The sequence below is a fragment of the Nocardia sp. NPDC003183 genome (assembly GCF_053590715.1).
In genome coordinates this window covers 1,575,102-1,597,958 of sequence record NZ_JBSFTG010000001.1, presented here as the reverse complement: position 1 = coordinate 1,597,958, position 22,857 = coordinate 1,575,102, and the positions used below count along the sequence as shown (strand labels likewise).

16 protein-coding genes are annotated in these 22,857 nt (G+C 62.4%); 7 read left to right on the top strand and 9 right to left on the bottom strand.

The window, feature by feature from the left end; translation table 11 throughout:
* Positions 1 to 5: 5 nt before the first annotated feature.
* Entirely contained in the window at positions 6 to 3,548 is a 3,543-nt protein-coding gene (locus ACWDXS_RS07305) for an NACHT domain-containing protein (RefSeq protein WP_449963110.1), read from the bottom strand.
* A gap of 174 nt (positions 3,549 to 3,722) precedes the next feature.
* Here ACWDXS_RS07305 and ACWDXS_RS07300 point away from each other — a divergent pair, with 174 nt between their 5' ends.
* The 4 genes from ACWDXS_RS07300 (at position 3,723) to ACWDXS_RS07285 (ending at position 9,694) form a co-directional block, all read left to right on the top strand.
* A complete protein-coding gene (locus ACWDXS_RS07300; RefSeq protein WP_449963107.1) occupies positions 3,723 to 5,501 on the top strand; it encodes a DUF6777 domain-containing protein in 1,779 nt (592 codons plus the stop codon).
* Positions 5,502 to 6,323: 822 nt separating this feature from the next.
* Positions 6,324 to 6,557, top strand: coding sequence for a hypothetical protein (locus ACWDXS_RS07295; protein WP_449963104.1), 234 nt, complete (start codon positions 6,324 to 6,326; stop codon positions 6,555 to 6,557).
* Between the two features lie 12 nt (positions 6,558 to 6,569).
* On the top strand, positions 6,570 to 7,823 hold the full coding sequence (locus ACWDXS_RS07290) for an effector-associated domain EAD1-containing protein (protein ID WP_449963101.1): 1,254 nt from the start codon (positions 6,570 to 6,572) through the stop codon (positions 7,821 to 7,823).
* A gap of 26 nt (positions 7,824 to 7,849) precedes the next feature.
* Complete coding sequence (locus ACWDXS_RS07285; protein WP_449963098.1) at positions 7,850 to 9,694, top strand: FG-GAP repeat domain-containing protein; 1,845 nt, start codon at positions 7,850 to 7,852, stop codon at positions 9,692 to 9,694.
* Positions 9,695 to 9,995: 301 nt separating this feature from the next.
* On the opposite strand, the gene ACWDXS_RS07280 is transcribed toward ACWDXS_RS07285, so the two are convergent.
* From ACWDXS_RS07280 to ACWDXS_RS07255, 6 genes are all read right to left on the bottom strand, one after another.
* Entirely contained in the window at positions 9,996 to 12,092 is a 2,097-nt protein-coding gene (locus ACWDXS_RS07280; protein WP_449963095.1) for a caspase, EACC1-associated type, read from the bottom strand.
* Positions 12,089 to 12,454: an effector-associated constant component EACC1 gene (locus ACWDXS_RS07275; RefSeq protein WP_449963092.1), complete on the bottom strand. Its 366-nt coding sequence runs from the start codon at positions 12,452 to 12,454 to the stop codon at positions 12,089 to 12,091. The genes ACWDXS_RS07280 and ACWDXS_RS07275 overlap by 4 nt, the downstream gene beginning before the upstream one ends.
* Before the next feature lie 55 nt (positions 12,455 to 12,509).
* Positions 12,510 to 12,860 (bottom strand): hypothetical protein, encoded by a 351-nt coding sequence (locus tag ACWDXS_RS07270; RefSeq protein ID WP_449963089.1) that lies wholly within the window; start codon positions 12,858 to 12,860, stop codon positions 12,510 to 12,512.
* 473 nt (positions 12,861 to 13,333) lie between these two features.
* The gene (locus tag ACWDXS_RS07265; RefSeq protein WP_449963086.1) at positions 13,334 to 14,170 is read right to left on the bottom strand and encodes a hypothetical protein; all 837 of its coding nucleotides are present in this window, start codon (positions 14,168 to 14,170) and stop codon (positions 13,334 to 13,336) included.
* A gap of 68 nt (positions 14,171 to 14,238) precedes the next feature.
* A complete protein-coding gene (locus ACWDXS_RS07260) occupies positions 14,239 to 14,661 on the bottom strand; it encodes a hypothetical protein (protein WP_449963083.1) in 423 nt (140 codons plus the stop codon).
* A 1,347-nt stretch (positions 14,662 to 16,008) separates the two neighbouring features.
* Entirely contained in the window at positions 16,009 to 16,362 is a 354-nt protein-coding gene (locus ACWDXS_RS07255) for a carboxymuconolactone decarboxylase family protein (protein ID WP_449963447.1), read from the bottom strand.
* A gap of 229 nt (positions 16,363 to 16,591) precedes the next feature.
* Here ACWDXS_RS07255 and ACWDXS_RS07250 point away from each other — a divergent pair.
* A protein-coding gene (locus ACWDXS_RS07250) for an IS3 family transposase (protein ID WP_449961616.1) occupies positions 16,592 to 17,769 on the top strand; the annotation gives its coding sequence in 2 pieces (ribosomal slippage) (positions 16,592 to 16,876 and positions 16,879 to 17,769; 1,176 coding nt in all).
* A 34-nt stretch (positions 17,770 to 17,803) separates the two neighbouring features.
* Here ACWDXS_RS07250 and ACWDXS_RS07245 read toward each other — a convergent pair.
* Both ACWDXS_RS07245 and ACWDXS_RS07240 read right to left on the bottom strand, forming a co-directional pair.
* On the bottom strand, positions 17,804 to 18,088 hold the full coding sequence (locus ACWDXS_RS07245) for a YciI family protein (protein WP_449963080.1): 285 nt from the start codon (positions 18,086 to 18,088) through the stop codon (positions 17,804 to 17,806).
* Positions 18,089 to 18,118: 30 nt separating this feature from the next.
* On the bottom strand, positions 18,119 to 20,053 hold the full coding sequence (locus ACWDXS_RS07240; protein ID WP_449963077.1) for an FAD/NAD(P)-binding protein: 1,935 nt from the start codon (positions 20,051 to 20,053) through the stop codon (positions 18,119 to 18,121).
* Positions 20,054 to 20,332: 279 nt separating this feature from the next.
* Here ACWDXS_RS07240 and ACWDXS_RS07235 point away from each other — a divergent pair, with 279 nt between their 5' ends.
* Positions 20,333 to 21,355: a hypothetical protein gene (locus ACWDXS_RS07235; protein WP_449963074.1), complete on the top strand. Its 1,023-nt coding sequence runs from the start codon at positions 20,333 to 20,335 to the stop codon at positions 21,353 to 21,355.
* A gap of 260 nt (positions 21,356 to 21,615) precedes the next feature.
* Positions 21,616 to 22,830, top strand: a complete 1,215-nt coding sequence (locus tag ACWDXS_RS07230) for a fatty acid desaturase (RefSeq protein ID WP_449963071.1) — start codon at positions 21,616 to 21,618, stop codon at positions 22,828 to 22,830.
* Positions 22,831 to 22,857 lie beyond the last annotated feature (27 nt).

Here is a 22,857-nt window from a genome sequence, read left to right as displayed (position 1 = left end):
TCCGCTCACCCGAACTGCCGGTGAATATTGCCCGCCACGCCAGGCGGGCAATCGGGTCGACGAGCCAGTGCGAGGCTGCGAATGCCCGGGGTCGCTGTCTCGATCGTGATGAATGCCTCGGCGATCGCAGCCCGGTTCGCGACCGAGACCCTCGGCCACAGGTCCTCGAGGCGGGTGAGGAACTGCGCGTCGGCGCGAGCCAGCACGATGAGAAGATGCGCGAGCGGACGTTGAGATCGGCTGGCGATACGTCCGACATCGACGCTCACCAGGAGTTGGGCCACCTCGTCCTCGACTGCGCCCACGCCCAAGTGCGGCAGTCCCAGCGCCGTCAATGACTGTTTGTAGGTGCCGAACAGTGCCGGCAAGTGGCGGCGCTGGCGCTGAGCAACTGCCTCTGGCAGGAGTCGGTGGACGGTGGCGCGCAAGGCGGCCAGGATCGCTGAGGCCATTTCCGGTGTGAGAGCACCGGCAGGACCATGCCCGGCGCGGTCGATATCGATCAGCAGTGTCAGCAGGGCTTCGGCGGTCTGCGGGTCTTCGCCCGCGTCGAGCGAGTGCTGAAGGCGGCCCAACAGCTGCTCAGCGTGGGACCGGTTCAGCACGATCTGGCTGCGCAAATCGTGGAGTTTGCCCGCCACGATGCGTACAGAGTTTGTGTGCGGTGAGTTCAGAAGCCCCACCAGCCAGGCCGCGGCATCGTCGCCGATTGATGCCGCCGGCCAGTGCATCAGCGCGGTGCTGACCGCCGTCATCGCCGCCGATGCGACGTTGGTGCTTCTATCGTGGGCGTACTCCACGATCCGCGTCCAGGTACTGGGGTCGTAGCCGCAGACCAGCCCGTCAAGGCGAGCCCGACTGGTTCGACTGGCCGGGTCGGCACCAGACACCAGGGTGCGCAAGTCCGCGGCGAGTTCAGCGAGGACCGCCGGTGTGGTGGCGGTGATGTTGAGGAAGGTGTCGTAGGCGCTGGTGACGGCCGAAGCGTCGCCGCCCTGATCACGGAACGCGACCAGGGCGCGCAACCGATCCGCCAGTAAATCACCCTGGGTGCCGCAGGCTTTCACCGCCGAGGGCCATACCTTGCGTGGCATCGTGTCGATCCATTGCGACAGCACCCGCGTCACCGCGAGCCGTTCTGCACGATCGAACGAGTCCGCAGTGTGGTTGACGACGGCGCAGGCGACGCCGACCGCGGTCGTGGTGGGATTGCTCCCGAGAGCTGTCACCGTGCGTAGCGCCAGTTCCCGGTGTGTGTCGGCGATGTATTTTGCGACGTTGACGCAGCGGTCGCCCGCCACGCGCGCAACCTCGCCCGCGGTCGCATACCGCAATACCTCGCCCGCGGTGCCGGGATCGGTACACAGGTGCGCCACCAGACGCACCTGGCATGAGTCCCACCGGGCCAACAGTTCGGCAGTCAAGATGTCGTGCCAGGTGAACCAGCCGAGGCGGGTTCGGAAATCAGGGAGGTGCTGGCATCTGATCAGCAGCCCGGTCAGGTCGTCGACGGAACCTTCCGGGCAGGCACATCGGGCAGCGGCGACGATCAGGTCGATATCGCGCGCAGCAGGTCCCATTTCTGTGATTGCCCGCAGCACGACCCGTTGCGCTGACGGGGGCAGCATTTCGTAGCGGTCGATCAACGCCGTCGCGGTCGCGTTGTCAACGCCCTCGGCCACCACTGCCGCAATGAACGCCCTCGATGTCGAGGAGAGCACAGCCGTGGCTACGTCGGTGCGCGGGCACAGGGCGTCCAGCACCTGTCCGATCCCAGTAGGTCTTTCCTGCGCCGTGATCTGTGCGATCAGTTGGGCTGCCCCGGTCACGACCCCGGACAGCTGCGGCCCCTGAGCGCGTTCGATCCGGACGATCAGCACCTCGAGAGCGGCGCGGCGGCACGCCGCCGGTGCGTTGGCGAGCACGGTGGCATTGGCGTCGATGACAGCGCCGGCATCGGCGGGGACGTCCGCGGCGATGCGCAAAACCTGCTGTGGCGATCGGCGTGCGAACGCGCCCGCCAGTTGGGCTTTGACTCCTTCGACTTCGGCCAAGGGGATCGCGGCACGGACATCGTCGAAGCGGTTGTCGTCCATGGCCAGCATGGGCAAGTGCCGGGCGATCGGCCAATACGCTGGGACCAGTGAGCCGTCGAGGCCAGTGCGCAGCCGGGCGAAATCAGCGGCGGTCCCGATCCGGCGCAGGTGGCGGGCCACCGCGTACTCGCCGAAGGTCTGATGAAAGAAGCTGTAACGGTCAGCGGCGGTGACTACCGCGCCGTCGCTGAGCAGCAGGTCAAAGGCGCCCTCGTCGGTATTGAGCCGCCCGGATACCGAGGTGGCGAAGCGTTGTTCGCTCTCGAGCCACGTTTCTTCGGCGAGTGCGTTCGCGGCCGCGACTTGGCGTCGTGCGTTGGCGCTGCGTGCGCCTCGGCCGTGGCGATCGGCGGCGATCCGCTTGGTCCAGTAGTCGTCGTAGAGGGCGGTGACGGTGAGATCGTCAGGGATTGCGCCAGATTCGGCATACACCTCGCAGGCCATGGCCAGACGAAGAGGGGTGGCCAGGACTTGTGATGCACCCGGTTCGGCCAGGCTCGCAATGAAGTGTGTGCCGGTGTCGTCGGTGATCTCGGCGCGCGAGCAGACGAAGGCGCGGGCCCATGCGGTGATTTCCTCGCCAGTGAGCAACGGCATCACATATTGCGATTCGGCGATCCCCCGGGCGGTACGCAGATAGTTCGTCCACTCGTGATCGCGGCATGTCCACACCAGGTGCCCGAGTCCGGCGATCCTGCGCAGAAGCCCGGCGATGGCGTCGGCGTTGCGTTCGCGCACAACCAGGTCCACTGTGTCGACGAGAACGTGCACGTCGCCTGCAGAGGCGATGTTTCTCAGCAGGTCGGTCAGCGGTGATGCGTCCGGCTGGTCGAGCGCTGCGGCTCCGAATGCCTGATCGATGTCGGCCACGGTATTCAACGCCGCCGTGGACGACACCCGGTTGCAGGGAACCAGAATTGCTTGCCCCGTGGCCTGTTCAACGACCGCGTCGAAGATCTGGCCGAGCAGCACGCTCTTGCCGAGCCCTCCCTCTCCGATCAGAACGAGAGTGTCGACCTCGGTGACATCGCGGTGCAGTGAGCGCGTCAGTTGCTGCGCGCGTTGCATGGTGGGCAGAACTTCAGGATCGAGTTCGAGGCGCTCGCGCATGGCTGTGCGCATCAACCCTGCGCTCACAGACGCACCTGTGTCACCAAGCGGCGCCGCTGGTGTCCGGGCGAGGTCCTGTAGAACAGTGAAGCCTGTGGTGCCGGGGTCTGCGGCGATCGTCTCGATCAGTGTCCGCAGTCGCTGGGTGGCGGCTGCGTTTCGGCAGATCCGCGGCCACACATCGACCATCGCGCCCGTGAGGTCTATCTCGTGCAACGCCAGGCCGGCGGCCCGCAGTAATCGGTCAGGCGGTGATTTGGGAAAGGCCACGCACAGGGCACTGAGAAGATCTTTCGTGGCAGGGTCTTGCTCATCGAAGCGGAAGCGGTCCAGCAGCGACATCCCCCGACCCCCACGAGTTCGGCACCTCTACGACTCCGGCAACACAGACCAACCTACCGCGAGCGCTGAGTACCGCGCACTGGCGATCCCGTCGATGGATGGGCTGTGACCAATGGATCTCCGCCGGGGATATAGCTGCGCTTTCGTCGATTCGACGACCCCAGGCTCCCGCAGGTGCGCTCACGCGAAACCGTCGAGCATCCCCAGAGGTTGACTCCGGCCCGGCCGAAGAGCGGTGCATCGATCGAAGTGACCAAGCGGCAGCTTGTTTCGAGGATCGGCGCGATGAGCCGCGGGGGTCACTGGCGCCACCTGATTCTCTTTCGTCAGCCGTGGCGGCGGTTATGCTTGCCGAGCCTGGGGTCCACGAACACGAGGTTTGCGCGAATGTCGTTGCTCGACCGATGCCCGTTCGACCCCGCCGACCCCGAAGCGCAGAACTTGCTCGACGCACTAGGGCATCTGTATCCCCTTGCGACACAAGCGCAACGACCGATTTCCCGCGCAGGCATCCGCCTCCAGGACATCGCACTCAATGACGCGATGACCGACGTGTGGCCGCGCGTACTCCGCGCCGCCGCCAATCAGGGCAGGTTGCGCGCATTGGTGAGCGGTATCGCTGCCGATCCCAACAGCGCCGGTCACGAGATCTTCGCGCGACTGGCCCAGACCTCGGTCGAGGCGAGCACGCGATCGCCGCTGCCGGTTCCTGCAGTCCGGCCGCAAAAGAACACAGCCCGACTCCTTGGCCTGGTGACTGCGGTGCTAGCGGTGGTGGCATTGGTGGCGATCGGTGTGGTGATTCTTGCGCCCAACCAGCAGTCGGGCGGCGAGATCGTGCTGGAAGGCTACGACTCCCTCGGCGCACTGCCGTTCATGCCAGCTGGCCCACAGCCAACGCAGCCAGTTCCACATCCGTCGAGCGCAGCACTGCCAGTGCACAATTCTGGTGCGGGCGCGGTGCCCTTCGACGGCGCGGAGCCGGGGGCGTACGCAGGCGAGCGTGATGTGACGATCTCGCGTCGTGACGATCTCGCGGCGTACCTCGAAGGGCACCCGGAAACCGCTGCGGCACTGGTGGAAGTGCTCAACAAGGACCCGGCAGTCACCCGCAGCGGCTCGCTCACCGCGGCCGGACTCGGCGCCTATCTGCGCGCGCTGACTCCGGTCGTTCTCCGATTCGACATCAGGGTCACCGATCACGGGCTCGACGGAAACACGCCCGTCCCACGCCAGGCCGTCCTGCAGTCCGGTACCGCCGTCCTCGTCGATGGCCTCGGGGTGCCTAGAATCCGGCTGGCCGGTGGGTCTCCGCTGATCGCGATGCAGAACGTTTCCGAGACGCCGCAGTATCTCGGTGTGAAGTGGAACGGGTTCGACGAGAAGGCAATTGCCGCCATGCGGCCGACCGGCACCCTGTTGACCGTGCTGGTGTTGATCGATCTCCGTACCGGTGTTGCCTTCGACCGTCCCGTCGGTTCGATCGGTGACCGCGACACCGAGCGCACCGCAGGGTCGGTCGAATCGAGTACCTCACCTGTGGTGACCACGGCGCCGCCGACTACGTCATTGTCTTCGACAGCCACGACCGCGGCAGACAGCCGACCGCTGGACCTGTCCGGACCGTGGACAATGCGATCGCTGGGCAGCGACATCGCCGGCGCTGTCAGTCACACGGCAGAGGGGTTCGCTTTCCGAAACGAGGAAGTCGCAGGCGCTGTGCGCGCGACACTTGACTGTGTGCTGATCGGGAAGCTCGGCGGAGCTGCCACCATGAACTGCCGAAACACCGTGACGGGGAATGGAGATACTCTCGGCACGGATTCGACCTACAGCGGCACGCTCACAGCCATCAGTTGGCAGGATCGCTCGATGTTCCGATTCGACGGCGTGATCACCGCACCCATTCACCCGTCGCTGGGACAGTACGAGGTCAGTCTCTTTCCTGGATAGTCGCCGGGGTCCTGATGTGGGCAATCCGCGTAGGCAACAGCTCGGGTCGTCAACCACACGAGGCGTTGGCGTCGGTCACGCTGCTGCAGGGCTTCTGCCCCCGGCACAAACCGCACAGGTCGATGCGCACAAGCAGCGCTCGTGACCGTCTGGCCACTGCCGAGGAATTCTGTGGGCCAACGGATTCGAGTGCCTCGTGGTTCGGAGACGAGACCCACCATCCGCAGCGATCTGAAGAACACTCTCCCCAACAGCGGAGGACCAGTCGTCCTGGTCGCGCGCCACGACGGCGGCAACGCCGTCGCCGCGACAGGAGCTACGGATTCCGCGCTTGGATGGAATGTCCTTGCCTGTGGATGCGGCGATGTCGCGCTGCATCATTGGGTGCTGGCACGCGGTGGGATGAAGTTCTCATCGGGTGAGAGCTCGAGCTTGTTCTGTACCTGCAGTGCGTCCGCACAGGGATTGCACAATGTGTTGACCGCGGTGACGGCAGCGCGTGGCGATCCGATCCGGGTGGGTTGGTACGGGTTCTGGCAGACAGCGCGGCTTAGCGGAGCTGTCGGTGCCTGCCCGTCGCGAAGTCCGCACCGGTGACGAGGACACCTGCGGAGCTGAGTGTCGTTGCAATACCAAAGAGACCGGGCGTTCTTGACACTGTCGCCGGATCGGCAGCAAGCTGATCGCTAATTCGACACGGTGCGTACGGAACTGCGGTCGGCAAGGGAGCTGGAAATGGACCGCTGGGCGCTGGGTGCTGTGGTGCCATGTGTATCTGATCGAGACGCCTCGTGTTGCGGGGTTTGGCCGCCCACCGTCGATATGGACGGTCCGGCCCACAACCTCGTGCGCCTTGTCGATCGGGACGCGGTGCAGTACTGGACCGACACCGAAGGCGGGTCGTCGGGGGCACCGGTGTTCGACAACCAGTGGCGGCTTGTGGCGTTGCATCACGGCCAGACATCGAACAGCGCCGATCCGCAGGGGTGCAATCAGGGAACGCGCGTCTCGCGCGCAGTGGAGGGCTTGGCCGCCGCGGGTATCGGCTGGCCGTAGGAGAGGATGAGGATGTCGTTTCTCGATCGGCGCCCGTTCGATGTCAACGATCCGCAGGCCCAGGAGCTGCTCGCGGCCCTGGGGAACGGGTATCCACTGGCTCAGGACGCGTATCGGCTCCTGTCGCACACCGGAATTGCGAAGCAGGACATCTACTTCGGACAGCCGATGGCCGACGTGTGGCTATCGATCTGCGAGACGGCCACCAATCGAGGGCTCCTGCGCAGACTCGTCGACGAGGCAGCCAAGGATCATCGTGTCCCGGGCTACGAGATCTTTCGCGCGCTGACGGCTACCCCGATATCAGACATGCCGTCGGGTTCCGATCCGACACAACGTCGACCCGGCACCCCGCCGGAGACATCAGCAAGACCGAAGCCGCCAGCTTCCGTGCGGGCGATGTTCACGAGATTTCGTATCCCGCTGGCGCTGCTCGTCTTGATGGCTGTCGTCGTGTCCATCGGAGCGTACAAGATCATCGGCAACGAAGGCGGCGATGCGAGAGGTTCGATCCCCGCCAGTGCGGTATCACTCAAGGTATACGGCCTCGGTCAAAGCGCTGGGAAATTGACTTATATCTTCCCGCCGGAAGCCGGGGAAAAGGCGGCCGAATTCGCGGAGCTGGTACGCAACGACGTTCAGTATCAGGATCATGACAGTCTGCGTGAGTACGGTTGGTATGCGGGATACGTCCGCGTGGCAGTAGAGGTGACGAACTCCAGTTCCGAAGAAGTAGATATTCTGGCTGTCAGACCAGCGCATCGAGTTCGGTCTCCGATCAAACTGGGCACTGCGATCTGGATACCGCCCTCAGGAGCTGGTCCGGAAGACAATTCGATGTGGTTCGGGCTCGATTACTCCGAGCCGATCGCTCGCTCCGGTGGCGGTTCCGAAGGAAATATCAACGATCCGGCCTTCTTCGAGTCGCGACTTCTGGGCATCATGCCGGGAGAGCGCAAGGTGCTCATGACCTACTTCTATGCCGACTCGGCGTCTGTTTCTTTCGACATCGAAGTCGAGTATCGACTGGCCGGCGCCGAGAGCTCGGTAACCGAAACCATCAGCAACTACGGCCATCTATTCCAGGTGACGGCATGGGCGTGTCCCCAATGGCTTCGCCGCCATAACGTCGCTGCTGACATCGCCGCGGATGTCGGGAAACTTCGCTACAGCTCTGTCCTGAAGAAGATCGCAGCGAAAAGTGGACAAGGCTGGGAAATGCAGGAGGTCCCTGCCGATGACTACGCGGTGGCCTGCGGAAATTGACAGGATTTCAGGCAAGGAGTGTACGCGTGCTCGCGTCAGCAAAAATTCGTCTACTGGCGGCACTGGTGCTGGTAGCGTCGGTCGCGCCGGTAGCCGCCTCGAACGTCCAGGTCATTGAACCCTCGACGTTCGCCTATGCGACCGCCACCGAGTTGGTCGTGGTCCGTGGAGTCCGCGAACCGATTCGCGAGAAGATCTCGTTCTCTCAAAGCTACGGCGGGATCGTCTGGACCCAGGACGGACGATATGCCACGATTCTGACCAATGATAAACCCGGTGTCGAACTACGATCGGAAAAACGAACGCTAGTTGTCATCGACTCTCACAGCGGAAATACGCGACGACTTCCCTGTCCTCTTTGTGTAGGGCTGGCCGCGATCGGAAACGATCTGATAATGGCCAGTCAGCTGACTAAAGACTACAGTACGCATGGTTTCGGGATCCTGCGTTTCGCTCTATCGAACAACAGACCTGCTGTCGAACTGGCCACCGCTGTCCGTGGAGATGTAAAAGGTGAAATGAATGGCAATATCAAGGAGGCGTTTGTCCTCGCTGGAACTCCCGGCGGTGCGCTGGTAGGCGCGTTTGCCGAGCAATGCGAGAATCGGTTTCTGCTGTTGCGTTCGGATGGGTCGTTCGATCGAATAGGAAAACGGAAGATCCCAGGCTACGGAGGCGGTTCCGGCTGTTCTTATAGTGACGGACCCGCGGCAATCAAAGACGCGTCCACCGGTTCGCCGGTGTTCGCTGTCGCGTTGATCGTCGGCAGCGTTCAGAACGACTGCGCCGCACGTCATGAAGTCCTGCTGCTGTCGCTGGACGGGAAGGAGGCTGTGAACACGGATTTGTCGGCACTCGATCCGCCGGGATATCGGCGTGGCGTCGACACCCAAGTTGTCGTCTCGGACCTGTGGTGGGACGAGTCCGGAAATCTGCATGCGGTGATGTTGGCTGGTGTGTGCGATGGAACCGACAGTATGACAACACTTCCCACTGAATGGGTTCTCAAAGAGACCCGATGGGTGCAGGTTTCACGCGAGGCAATAGTAGCGAAGCGGGAACTGAACGACAGCGTGAATCTCGTCGTTGCCCTACATGACAAGGTGAATCTCGTCGGTACTCTGTTCGCCGAATATCATTCAGGTCGGCACAAGATTGCAGACGACGTTGTCGCTATCGAAGTTCCGCAGCCACGTCCGCACCCGAGCTCAAGTACAAGTTCCGAGCGCCTGCCCGTCACGATAAAAGACATCTGCCCGTCTGGAACCTGTCTGGGTATCCGCGAGGGCGACATCGACGCGGACGGCAAAGTGGACAAAATCGGGCTGGTGCTGGATAAATCCAGTCGCTCCGATTCGCTCGAACTCTACGGTCAACTCGGCAACGGTCGCTTCGTCAGCGGTGTCGTGGATACCGGAACTGGATCAGGGTGGGGATGGCTCGGAATCAGTGATATCGACGGCGACGGCCGAGGCGACATCGTGGTCGACATCGGTGGAGTGATCGCGATAAAACTCGTCAACGGCAAGTTCGAAGCGATCAAAGATTACCAGAAGGGAATGCTTCTGCTGCATGCCGAAAACCCGGATCGGGAATACAACAGGTTCGAATTCGGCGGTTTCACCTGTGAGCGTGTTGATGGTCATCTGCGTCTGACAAGATTTCGACTGACTGTGTATGACGATTCAGCAAGTGTGGCTACCGGCCAAGAGGAGGTTTTCGAAGCTGGTTCCGATGGTGTCATGAATCGCCTTTCGGCCCGACAGCTCAAATTTGATGTCGAACCCTTTACCGGTGTGCCGCACTTACCGGAGGAATTTGAAGAAAAAGTCGGTGCGCATTGCCCAGGGCTGAGCCGGTATCGGAACTGACGCCGCCGCCACTTCTTCCCGGTCCGCCGCACGATTTCCGTCAGGATCTTTGTTGTGGTGTAGGCAAGCCGGTACCGACGGATCTGTCCATATCGCCTGCATCGCAGCAGGTTTCGACGCGTACTAGACGATCTGCAAACTAGCGGCGATGGCATCAGCCTGGCTGAGCCGCGGGAGTCGGAGCTCATCGCGGCCAGCGCTGAGATGGTCGAGACTCTTGCCCTTCGTATGCGCCGGTACCCGAGCGGCGAACGGGTGTTGGCAACGGGCCTCGGTCACCGGCTCAACGACTACCTGCGTTTCATGTGCTTGCTTCGGCAGCGCGGCGGCGCCAGATGTCAGCTTCTGAAAGTTCTCCGCGTTGTGCGAGGAGGTCTCCGAGGTTGCTCATGGCCTCGGTATTACCGGCGTCGGCTGCGCGGCGGTACCAGGTTTCGGCCTCAACTTGTTGTCCTCTGCCGTAGAGGAACGTCGCAAGGCTGTCCATAGCGTTGGTGTTACCTGCGTCGCTGGCGCGGCGCCATATGGCTTCTGCCTCAGTCAGATCTGCCCGCTGTTCATAGATAAACCCGAGGTTGTTCATGGCGTCGGTGTTGCCGGCATCGATGGCGCGGCGATACCAGGTTTCGGCATCTGTAAGTTCCCCGCGCCGGTGCAGCACCCACCCGAGATTGTTCATTCCGCCAGCGTGCCCGGCGTCGGCGGCGCGGTGGTACCAGGTTTCGGCTTCACTGAGATCACCACGCCTTTCGAGCAGGGACCCGAGGTTGTTCATGGCGTTGGGGAAGCCCGCCTCGGTGCTGCGTCGGCACCAGAGTTCGGCTTCGTCGAGTTCGCCGCGCTGAGACAGCAGCCACCCGAGGTTGTCCATCGATTCGGTGTGCCCGGCGTCGGCGGCGCGGTGGTGCCAGGTTTCGGCCTCGGCGAGCTCGCCTCTCTCGAAGTGAAAGATCCCGAGGTTGTTCATGGCCTGGGCATGGCCGGCGTCGGCGGCGCGGTGGTACCAGGCCACAGCTTCGGCCTGATCACCGCGCTGGTAGAGCAGGAACCCGAGGTTGTTCATGGCGTTGGAGTTGCCTGCCTCGGTGCTGCGTCGGTACCAGAGTTCGGCTTCGTCGAGTTCGCCGCGCTCAGACAGCAGGAACCCGAGGTTGTCCATCGCTCCGGTGTCCCCGGCGTCGGCGGCGCGCCGGCACCAGGATTCGGCCTCAGCAAGTTCACCTCGGTGATAGAAGAAAGTCCCGAGGTTGTTCATGGCGTGTGTGACCCCAGCGTCTGCGGCGCGTAGGTACCAGGTTCGGGCGTCCGTGACCTCACCACGCTTTTCGAGCAGAAATCCCAGGTTGTTCATGGCGTAGGCAACGCCAGCTTCAGCTGCACGTTGGTACCAAGCTTCGGCGCTGGCGAGTTCGTCGCGCTTTTCGAGCAGAGCTCCGAGGTTGTTCATGGCGTCGAAGTTGTCGGCGTCCGCGGCACGGCGCCACCAGGTCTCGGCCTCGGTGAGCTCACCACGCTGCTGATATAGACAGCCGAGTTCGTACGTGGCAGCAGCGTGGCCGGCTTCGGCGGCGTAGCGGTACAAGCCCTCAGCTTGGGCCAGATCGCCACGTTCGTGGACTAGACGCCCAATGTTGTAGATGGAGTCGGGACTGTCGGTCGCGCGGTGAGATCGGTGATCGCCGAACCTGCCGAACAGCCTGAGTGCGCCTGCGGTGTCGATCGCGCGGCGACGCGGTCGAGGGTGCCCGTGGTGGATGAGGTGCTGTTCAGTTCTCTGGTAGAGCTCATCGAGAGTGAGGTCGGGGTCGTCAGCGGTCGCCAGCAGTGCGGCGGTGAAGGCAGTGTTGCGATGGCCAGTCGGAGCGATGGAGGTTTCGTTGGCCGCGGAGGAAGTGATGGTGTAGGTCCCATGGATGCCGGTCTCGGCGGCGATCACGGCGGCGGTGTCACTCATCGCTTCGAATGCCCGGCCGGAGAAGCAGCAGTCCAGGATCAGGATGCGGGCCTGGGCAGGCGATTCGAGGATTTCTTCGCGCAGTGTCTGGAACGACACTGATGTCCAGGCTGGTCGAGTCGGGTCGGTTCCAGACACTGCGAGATATAGCCTGCCACGGTTGTCGAGAATGCCATGACCGGTGTAGTAGACGAACAGCACTCCCGTTGCTTCACCTGCGGCTAGGGCTATGGCATCACCGATCTTTGAGCCGGATTGTGGATCGGGTAAGACGATGCAGTGCTCGGGGTCGAACGCGCCACCGGTTGCTGAGGTCAAGGCTTGCTGGAGGTCGAGCAGGTTGTTGACGGCTGCGGGGATCGCCGTCAAATCGGGATGGGCGTAGGTGGCGGTCCCGATAAGGACCGCTCGGGAACCTGCCCGGCGTGAGGGGGATGTGGTCACCGTGGAGTATCCGGCTCGGCGAGCAGGTTCTGGATCTCACGCACGAGCTCGGGGGCGTTGGCGCGCTTGGCGTCGAGTTCGACCTCGACACCATTGCGTTTCAACATGACTCGGATATCGGAACGGCGAGTGTTCAACCACGCCGACAAAGACATCGCCAAGGCAGGCCCCAGTCCTCCTGCGCCCACCGCGACGACGAGCACGTCGGACAGGTCACCCATCTGGCCCTCGTGTGTGCGCGCCGGGGGCAGGCTCACCCGGCCCCTCAATGCGTCGTCGCCACGGAACCATTCCAGTAGGCGGAACAACTCGTCGGAGTCGCCGCTGGTCTGAATCGTGAGCTGGTCATCCAGGTCCGGCATAGTGATATTTTGCCCTATCCTGAGTCTGTCGAGCCGATATTGCCGCATCGGTATTTCATTCACGTACCGAGAGACCGACCTCGCGGATGATCTGGCCGATCGTGGCCGTCGTGCATTGGTTGATGAGCTCTCTGTGGCTGCCCTTGGGCACAATGATCTCGGCCTCGAACAGATCATCCAGGGCCTCCGCGAGCGCGGCCCGGGTGATGTTGTTGCAGCAGAATTCGATCTCACGTGCTCCGTCCACAAACGAAGGCTCGTCGGCTTTGCGGCGGGGTCGTCCTTTCACGGGTTCACTGTTGCACCCCCATCCAGCTAACTCGCCGGTGTCGCTGTACTCGGAGAGGTAGCAGCCGTGCCCCTCGCCGCAATCGAGTGTCCAATGGGTTGTTTCGCAGGAAGCCATCACTTATCTCCTTGGGTCATGGAACTCACCTGACATGCCCATGACGCGATTTGCTCGGCAAAGTAACAGTGCGCATCCGTCCCCAAGAACCTGAGTATGCGGATGTACTCCGGACGTGATGACCCGGCATCGCTGACGCATGTTTCTGTGTGAATTCCACACTGCGAGTGCAGTGTGAAAAGCAGTCTTCATCGGCGGCGGTAGGCTCGCTAGAGTAGTGAACTACGCTACTCTGCACCCCGCACGATCGACCCAGTTGTGAGCGCGGACGCACGTCCCGATGGTGATGGTGCGGAACATGAGCGCATCACTGCGGTGCGTTTGTCGGCGGGCGACGCTGTTGCTGTTCGTCGCTGCGGTGGTCCGTCCTTGCTCATCGTGCCCGACGATCCGGCGCCGCGGCTGGCCGCGGTCGCCGTGACGCTGTGCAATCCATCCGTTGTTCGACGGTCGAGGCCGGGGTTGGCCCTTGGCTACTTGAGTTGGCTCGGGAGATGCGGAGTGGCCACCGGATCCGGTGTGCCGATGCGGAAAGGGGTTCCGTGGTCGTCGATGACTTTCGTGCCGGAGTGGGTACCGTCGGTCCAACCGATGTGGAGCCGGTAGGAGATAGTGTCGGTGCTGCGTTTGTTGACGATGATCAGCAGGAGTTCTGGGTCGGTGGAACTGACTCGGTATGGGAACTGCAGGGGTGTGGTGTTGGTTTCGGATCCCCAGGTCTGGTCGGGGTCGCGATTGGAACGCACGATCTTCGGGGGATCGGTGTCCACGTCGATCTCGGCGAGTCGTCCGACAGTGGACGAGCCGCATTGACCGCTGACGAGGGTCCCCTTCACCGGTCCTGGTGTGCGGTTCACGACTTCGGTGTCGAGGCTGGTGATGGTTACTGGCGTCGGTCCGGTTCCCTGCAGGCTGAGCTGAACGCGACCTGATCTGTTGTCTCCACCCATGGGGATCGATTCGACGCCACCGTGTTCGCGTATCCAGCGCGCGTAGTCGGTTTGCGGTCTGGGTGGCTGCCCGAGCTCGGTGACAGGTTTGTCGAAGATGTAGGTGCCGCACCAGCCGTTGACCGCGGTGACCGCCTCGACGTTCAGCATCTCTGCCGAGCTCTCCGCTTCAGGCCACGCTATGACAGTGACGGCAACGGCGAGTACGGCACTGGCGGCCAGTGCGGCCAGGATCCAGCGTGAACGCCCCCGACCGGTGAAGCTGGGGGAGGCTGTGGGTGTGTTCGGTGATTCCGCGGGTAAGGGAGCGGTCGGTGCGCCGTGGTAGTACTGGCCGCCGATGACGGTGACGTGGGTCAAGTCTCGTTCGACCGAGACGTGCCGGTAGGTGGAGGGAGCGGCAATGGCTGGCGCGGTTGGTCCCTCGGTCAGGGCCGCGCTTGTGGAGGGTGGGGCGGCGCCTGGGTGGCGGTGACGTCACCGATCCTGAATGCGCCGTCGACGACAACCTCCTCGGCGATCACTCCACTGGCGCCCGTGGCGGTGATCTTGCCGATTTCCAGCTCTCCGGCCTTCACGCGTGTCAGCTTCACTCCGACGACGTCGGCGACTTGGGGCACGTGCTGGTGGATCGCTAGCCAGAGTCGTTGCGCCGCAGCGTCGAGTTCCTCGTCGCTGGCTGCGCCGGCCTCGGAGAGTTCGGCGGCCAACACATTCTGTCGTGCTGGAACCTGAGGGCGTGCTTCGACGACGTCGATGTCGACGGTCGAGTACTTGCGGGCGATCACCGCTTTGAGGCCGTGGTAGGCGTCGGTGACCGCTAGCTTGGCGCCGTCGCTCAGTCCTGCCACTACTCCAGTGGATAGGGCGGTCGCTCCCGCCGCTACCGCGGAAGCCACAATCGTCGGATCCACCTGTCGAACCTTCCGCTCGAAGCAACGGCTACCAGATCGGTGCGCAAAGAACTTAGCGCGAAAACCTTCGCGCTGCAGCCCGTTTCGTAGGCGTTCGGGCCAGGGTTTCGGCGTCGCCGGATTCTTCGGTCTGTCTAGCAAACAGGCTGGTCGGTGTCATTTTTTGCGGGTTGAGTACGCGCAGTGGTTCGGCCATGCTGTCCGACTTGGGATTACGCCCCCGGGAGCTACAGAGGTGGTTCGACGCAGTCTGGTTCCTCTGGAGAGGTGCTGTCGATGACAAGCAAGGCGACGGGGCTCGAGAATGTAATGCAGGCCAAGGTAGAGGCGTGCGCGAAGGAGCTCATTTGGTTCGATGCCCGAAATATACTGCTGACCTTCAAGCTGACGAAGACGACATCGCTTGATCTCGGGAAATGTCCCTGATTCTGCTGCACAGCAGTCGATCTCAGGTGAGAAAATGGCTCTGTCAGTTCTTCTGCGATCAGCAGGAATACAAGGACGCCTGCACCCGGACACGCAACGTCGTGCGCAGGTTCAGCGAGGAACAAGGTGTTGACGTTCGACGCCCGGTCCTGAGCCGGGTATCCACCGATGAGAGCAGGCAAGGGACGCACGCGCTCCGATCGTACTGCGAGCGCCGCTGTTGATGTCTCCGATCGAGGTCCGCGCTCGCACCGCAGCCCTGCTGGTGTTTGTGCTCGCCGCCCGTGTCATCGGTATTCCCGAACTTCGCGCGGCACAAGCGCTTCTTCGCCGGGCGTGAGGAGGTCCATGGCGATTCTGAAAATCCTGAAGGCGGCAAATAGTGCGAGGTCCAAATACTCCTGCTTCACCGACAGTGTTCGGGACGATTGACCATTTAGCCGCACGGTCGGCGCATCCAGAGGAACGTCAGGCCTGTGCACCCGGTACAGGCCGTTGTGTCGGTCGGTAACAAGCTCGGTGGCGGCCGCTACCCATGCCCGGCGATCGTGGATGCCGTCGTGCGAGTTCTGGGTCCAGGCCTGGTAGTAGGCAGACGATCGGTTGAACGACCCTGGATAGTTCCTTCGGTGAGGAAGGCGCTGGTCACCGCCTCGGCGATTAGGCTACTGGGTTAGCCCCCGCTGAACATCCTGAACTGCCGCGCCCGCGCGATCCAGATGGCCGTGGCACCAGCCGACGAACGCGAGCTCGCCCCGGCGTGCAGTGGCGCCCGGCCATGAATAGTCGGTAATCCGGAACTTGGGTGCATCCTGGCCGCCTAGCGGGATGAGCCCTCGGCGGCCGTGGCGTTCGGTATCAACTCTGGAGAGGTTCGGCGTCGAAGGACTTCTGAACTACGCGCATCGCGGCAAGAGCTGCGGGAGCACCGCAATAGCCACCCGCATGCACAATCGCTTCTGTGATTTCCTCTCGGGTCAACCCGTTGGTGAGAGCACCGCGTACGTGAGCGGCTATTTCATCGTGCGCGCGTAGCGCGGTAAGGATCCCTAGAGTGAGAAGGCTGCGGCTGCGGAGGTCCAGCTGTGGCCTTGTCCAGATCGCCGCCCAGACGTGTTCGGTGACGAATTGTTGAACGCTTGCAGACTCAGTGTTCTCGGTTCGCGTGAGGGCTGAGTCGACGTAGCTGTCACCCAGTACTGCTCGGCGCATCGTGACGCCGCGAGCGAACAGTGTCGAGCCATCAAACGTGTCTTGCTGTACCACGGTCACTCCAAGTAGTCGTGTATTGCGTTGATCTGCAGTGATATTCAGGTGTCCATGTCAACTGTCGACATACGCGTGCGGTGGAGTTCCCTCCCCTACGTTGAGGGGGACTGCTGCACAGATCGGTGACATCTGATCTGTGGTGCCGACAGGCACTGCTGGAAGGATGTATGCCGTGCCCAAGCCCTACCCCAAAGAGTTCCGCGACGACGTCGTCCGCGTAGCTCGTAACCGAGAACCAGGTCAAAAGCTCAAGCAGATCGCCGCCGATTTCGGGATCAGCGAGTCGTGCCTGGCTGGTTGGCTCAAGCAGGCCGACGTCGAAGACGGCATAAAAACCGGAACCACGAGCGAGCAGTCCGCCGACAACGCTGAACTGCGCAAACGCATCCGGTTACTCGAGCAGGAGAACGAAGTGTTGCGCAGGGCCGCAGCCTATTTGTCGCAGGCGAACCTGCCGGGAAAATGATCTACCCGCTCGTTCGTGAGCTGGCCGCCGACGGGATTCCTGTCGCGGTGACGTGCCGGGTCCTCGATATCGCGCGCCAACCGTACTACCGGTGGCTCGCTGATCCGGTCACCGCTGCCGATCTCAAGCAGGCGTATCGGGCCAACGCCTTGTTCGATGCGCACCGCGACGACCCCGAATTCGGGTACCGATTCCTCGCCGACGAGGCCGCCGACGCGGGCCAGCTGATGGCGGCGCGGACCGCGTGGAGGATCTGCTCGACCAACAGATGGTGGAGCAGTTTCGGCAAGAAACGCGGCACCAAGAACAGTCGATCGGGCCCACCGGTTCATGACGATCTCGTCGAGCGGAGATTCGCTGCTGATGCACGAAATATGGTGTGGCTCACCGATATCACCGAACACCACACCGGTGAAGGCAAGCTATATCTTTGCGCGGTCAAGGACGTGTTCTCGAACCGGATCGTGGGCTATTCGATCGACTCGCGGATGAAGGCCCGCCTCGCTGTCGATGCCCTCGCTTCCGCCGCGGCCAGGCGAACCGCGGTCGGTGATCAGGTCGCCGGCTGCGTAGTTCACAGCGACCGAGGGTCGCAGTTTCGATCTCGAAAGTTTGTTCGCTCCTTGGGTTTACATGCGTTGGTCGGATCCATGGGACGAGTCGGCGCCTGCGGTGACAATGCGGCGATGGAATCGTTTTTCGCGTTGCTACAGAAGAACGTCCTTGACCGGCAGTCTTGGGCGACCCGCGACGAGTTGCGGATCGCGATAGTGACCTGGATCGAGCGGACCTATCACCGGCGTCGGCGTCAGGCCAGGCTCGGCAGATTGACCCCGGTCGAATACGAAGCCATCATGACCACACCAGCTCTTCGAGCTGCTTAACCGCTGTCACCTGATCGTGCAGCAGTCCCAGGGGCTAATTGCCCACGTGGCCGTGAATCGGCCGCCACTCTTTGATCTGAGTCGACTCGATCAGGCTTTCCCGAGCGAAGGGGTCCGCGCCGAGCAGTGCCACTAGTAGCGGCTCCGAGTCGGCCTCGAAAATGAGCAGTCCGCCGCCTCCATCGCTGAACGGTCCGGTACACATCGCCTGGCCTTCGTCGACAAGGGTCGCGAGCCATTCGTTGTGTTCTGCTCTGACGGCGGCTCTGGCGTCAGCCAGTTCGGGATCGTAGTTGTAGGTGACGGCATAGATTGCCATGTGCTTCGACCTTCCGGTGGATGGGTGCGGCTAGGAGGCGACCGAGATCGTGTCGACGGCGAAACGGGTGTGCGTCGATAGACTGGCGACGTGCTCCAGGATTGAGCGTGCGATCGAGTCGGCTTGAAGCAGCGTGCGGGAATTCACGCCGGGCCGTGCACCGATCGCCGTGACCCACTGCACCGACTCGATCGGCGGACCGTAGGAATGCACCGCCAGGTGCGGAGTCCCATCTGCTCGTATCACTCTGAACCTCTGGTCATCGACGTCGATTCCGCCGGTCTCATAGGGTTCTCGTGCAGCGGTGGGGATGATGTGGGGTCGGCAGTTCCCCGACTTGACCATCGAGTCGAGTAGCGAATCTGTTGTCGAGCGAATGTCGTTCTTGGGCAAGAACGCATCAATGAGTACGTGTGCGGTTGCACTGGTTTCGGCGACCGCTGGCGAGCCGATTGCGAAGTGTCGTGCGGATTCGTCGACAGAAATCGTTGGGTTGGGTCCGGCGAAGCTGACGATCCCTGCGCGCGAGAGCGCGGACAGTTCTGCGATGCGGGATCGGGGAGGACCGGAGGCGATCAGGTTGTTCAGGCCGCTGAACCAGTTGTCGATGTGGTCGCGGTAGGACTCGCCGCTGATGCCCTGATGGGAGATTATCTGCCGGACCTCGTCGCGTAGGTCACGCATGATGGCGCCGACAGCTTTGAGTGCGTGCGTGATCGGTCCTTGCTCCGAGGCGCGGTAGTCGGCGTCGAGTTTCGCCTCGACCCACTGTGTGTAGGTCGCCCGGGTGCGAAAGTGAAGGTTGTCGGTCGGCCGGTCGATCGTGCGCCAATCGAGTCGGTCGTGGAGCGAGGGAACTAGTCGGTCGAGTGTGTCGCTGATTCCCGCTGTGCCCCAATGGAATTGATCAAGACATGATGTCAGCTGCGAGACTGCGGTTGGGTTTTCGGCGAGCAGTGTTTTGTAGTAGACCCAGGCGGTCTCCTTCTCCACCAGCGGCCACACCTCCGTGCGAAAGTCGATCGCGCTGCTCTGTGCTCGTCGCCGGAAGGACTGAACGACCTCGGTGGTGAGGTAGCGGGGCTGATAGCGAGCGACGTTGGCAGTTTGGTGCTCTGCTCTGGCGAGGTAGGGCACACCTCGGCGAGAAGCTGCCAGGATGACCGGTTCTCGACCGGAGGGGTGATAGCGGAGCCCTCCGCTGTGGTTTTGGACGAATCGGCCACCTCTGCCGGTGGTCAGCAGTGTCACATAGTCGAAGAAATTCAGCCCCAGTCCGTTCAGGATCACGGGGTTGTGATCGGGAACCTGGTTCAGGTCGACTTCACCTGCGTTGCCAGGTGGCACATACACGAGTCCGAGGCGGCGAGCCGTATCGAGGAGCGCGGTGGCCCGCGGCGACAGGGCTGTCTCGAAATGGCCGACAGCAAGCACCACTGCATCGGCGGTCAGCACTGATTGATCGAGCAGCCCCACGAGGTAGCGGCCATCGTGCTCTTCGAAAGAAGTTGCTGTCGTTGTGTGCTCGACGATCTGGACATTGTCCGGTGCGCGGTCGATGATCTGGCGAAGAGCCGAGCGGAGGTATTCGCCTTGCATCGGACGGGACGGATAGGACCACGGCACCATCTGCGCGGCCTCGGCGATGGTCGGCCCGGTCGCAGTTTCCTCGCCGCGTGCCACGGCCATTGCCCACTCGTAGTGGCTGGGCCCTGGAACGATCGGCCCATCACATTGCACCGTGGAGTCGGTGAACACGGTTATGTCGGAGGCGACCGTGTTCATCAGCAGTGATCGTGGCTGATCGGTGTTCCAAATTCGCCCACCGCCAGCTGGGTACGGATCTACCAGATGAACCGTCACCGGATCGGTGATATCGAGGTCGATCACATTGGCACACAGTCGGTCTACTGTGATCACCCCGCGCGGTCCCGCGCCGACGATGACTAGATCGGTTTTCGGCATTCGACCCCCAAGAGCACGCTGCTGCACAGAATTGCGCAGCACAGTTGATGGATATGGAGAAGGGTCGACTGGGGCGATCGTGGTCAGCCCGCAGGACGCGGAGGCGCCGAAGCGCCGACTGAAGGTTGCCTCGAGGTTTCGTTGCCTGTCAACTGCGCAACACGGAACGCGGTACTAGCGAATGTCTCGCAACGATCTTCGTCGATGCCATGACGGCCGGAATGTTACCGTTCGGTTGGCGCAGATTTCGGCGTCAACTGTGCTCGACAGGGGGGCTTCATGTCTAGTGGCAATGCGTCTGGTTCGGATGGTCTCGCGACGAACGGGTGGACCTTCATCGACGGGCAGGTGACAGGCAACGAGTTGGTGTTGGTCCACAAACAGTCGATCGTGAACGGCCGTTCTGCCAGCCGATTGCGGCCGTCCCGCTTCGCCGAGGCAGCGGTTGGTGTAGCGAGGCGAGTCACCGAAACAGGGCTTGACGTCGACATACGAGTCGTTCGCCGCGGTATCGCCGAGCGCCATGTAGGTCGGGGCGTGCGGGGCATCGATGGCGCGGTGCACTCTGTTGCCGTGTGGGTCGGCTCGGCAGAACTCAACCTGCCCGAGGTGCCGCAGGCCGGAGCGTGGACTTGGGTGCCGGATCGGCGGATCACCTATTGGTCCGATGAGCTGTGCAGCCTGTATGGGCTCGAGTCTGCCTCTCCCCGCAACCGCTCGATCCACGAGTTTCTTCAGATGCTGGGGCCAGAAGATGCCATCAATGTCGCTCGTGTGCTGGCCGAAGTGGATGAGGCCGAACCTGATCAGCTGGTCGGTGAGACGTTTTGGGTGCCCTCGGCAAACCAGCTGCTACGGCGGTTTCATTCGTTCGGGCGGATCGTCGAGTCGGCTGAGCACGGTCGGCTTTGGCGGGGCACGAGCATCGACGTGACCGGCTTCGACGGTGCTGGTTCTTCCAATCGATCGATCCTGGGAATGCTGCACGGTCAGGCGACAGGCACGCAGTCGGCCCTGGTGGAGTTGCCGAACTTGAGGTTGCTGCGGTGGATCGGTCAAGGACTGCCCGAAGTCGACTGGCCGACCAGCGGTGAGCTCACCAAAGCTGTGATGATTTCCTCTTCCGATGTCGATGCCCTCGATGCTGACCGGATAGCGGCGTTGCCACCGACTCAAGCTCAGAGTCTGCCCGTGCGGCTCAAAACCCGGGACGGTCAGCTGGTTCGAGCGCAGATGCGGGCGCAGATCCTTGATGAGCCGGCGGCGGTAACTCCTGCCCTGGTGGTCATTCACCGCACGTAATGTCCAGCTGCAGAACCTAGTTGACAACGCTGTACGTCGTTGAGGTAGATTGACCTTGCCCATCCTGTGGATGGAGAGTCCCGGTATGAGCTCGTCCGAGCCGCTGGTTGACCGCTTGTGTATTTCTCATTCTCGACCTTTCCGTTGACATTCGCCGCGGGCAGGCGCGGGCAGTTCGGCATTGTTGTATACCTGCGAGAGCCGACTCCAGCCTCTGCGCGAACGAGATGTCGACGGTGTTCTCGGAAGGAGGGGAAGCGTTGACAATTGACGAGCCCAAAGCGGTACTCGGTCGCAGTGTCGTGATGTCGGACAATCCGCGCGATTCCATGCTGCGGCTTCCTAGCTTCGCGCAGCTGCCGCTGACGCTGTTCACCGGAAAGCCCTATGCTGGTCAACCGGATATTCGTCTAGGTGCCAGCTTTCATACAGTCGGATCGTGCCTCAGCATGTTGTTCGGCGTTGCGGTGACGGCGGCTGCGCTCTCGCTCGCAGGATTCTGGACACTGCTCGGTGTTGTCGGTGTGGCCATGACACTGCATGGGATGCGTAACGCACGCATGATGGTGTTTCACCAAGCCGCTCATAAGAACCTGTACCGCCGTGAGCGCCTGGACAAAACGATCGGGCAAGTATGTTCGGCGATCCTGCTGGTACAGAACTTCTCTCAGTACAGCAAGGAGCACACCGGCGAGCACCACTCCCGCCACCACATGACCCTTCGCGATCCCACCGTCCAGGCCTTCCTGATCGGCCTGGGACTCGGTCCCGGGATGAGCCGCGCGGTCATGTGGCGGAAGGTACTGGCCAAACTCATTTCACCGGCGTTCCATCTTTCCTTCGCGATCGGCCGGATCCGGTCGTTCTGGGCCGGGTCAACGCGAGCTGAGAAATCGATCGCCATCGGTTTCTACGTGGGTGCTGCTGCTGTGGCTTCAGCCACGGGAACTTGGCTGGTGCTGCTGGTGGGTTGGGCAGTCCCGCTGTTTCCGTTGTTTCAGATCTCGAACACTCTGCGCCTGTGTGTGAAACACACTTTTCCTGAGCCCGGCCAGGAGAATGTCACCGGGAAGGCCCGGATGGCGTCGCTGACGAACGCCATCTTCATCGGCGAGGCTGTTCCCGACCGCGGGTTAGCAGTTGGCCACAGAATCGTTGCCTGGCTGCGGTGGATGTTTCGGATGGGATTTGTGCACGCGCCGGCTCGCTATCTGGTGTTGACCGGCGACACCGTGTGTCACGATTTTCACCATCGCTATCCTCGCCACAAGCTGTGGTTCGACTTCATCAGTGAACGCCAGACAGATCACGAGGCTGCCCGACCGGACTGGCCTCCATACAGCGAAGTCTGGGGTCTGACGCAGGCCATCGGTCACGTCTTCGACACACTCGGTCGAGCGAATCCAGAGTTCTACGATCGCGCCAAGATCGGCAGTGTCAGTTCGCGCGCCATCTTTGCCGCGTTCGACGACTAAATCCGGCAGTCCGTGCCGCACCTTCTT

What these genes read in the sequence shown, in the direction of transcription:
- ACWDXS_RS07240 (WP_449963077.1), bottom strand. Translation starts at nt 20,053, where the DNA reads ATGCCGAAAACCGATCTAGTCATCGTCGGCGCGGGACCGCGCGGGGTG.
- ACWDXS_RS07290 (WP_449963101.1), top strand. Translation starts at nt 6,570, where the DNA reads ATGTCGTTTCTCGATCGGCGCCCGTTCGATGTCAACGATCCGCAGGCC.
- ACWDXS_RS07305 (WP_449963110.1), bottom strand. Translation starts at nt 3,548, where the DNA reads ATGTCGCTGCTGGACCGCTTCCGCTTCGATGAGCAAGACCCTGCCACG.
- ACWDXS_RS07245 (WP_449963080.1), bottom strand. Translation starts at nt 18,088, where the DNA reads ATGGCAATCTATGCCGTCACCTACAACTACGATCCCGAACTGGCTGAC.
- ACWDXS_RS07235 (WP_449963074.1), top strand. Translation starts at nt 20,333, where the DNA reads ATGTCTAGTGGCAATGCGTCTGGTTCGGATGGTCTCGCGACGAACGGG.
- ACWDXS_RS07275 (WP_449963092.1), bottom strand. Translation starts at nt 12,454, where the DNA reads ATGCCGGACCTGGATGACCAGCTCACGATTCAGACCAGCGGCGACTCC.
- ACWDXS_RS07255 (WP_449963447.1), bottom strand. Translation starts at nt 16,362, where the DNA reads ATGCGCCGAGCAGTACTGGGTGACAGCTACGTCGACTCAGCCCTCACG.
- ACWDXS_RS07295 (WP_449963104.1), top strand. Translation starts at nt 6,324, where the DNA reads ATGGACGGTCCGGCCCACAACCTCGTGCGCCTTGTCGATCGGGACGCG.
- ACWDXS_RS07270 (WP_449963089.1), bottom strand. Translation starts at nt 12,860, where the DNA reads ATGGCTTCCTGCGAAACAACCCATTGGACACTCGATTGCGGCGAGGGG.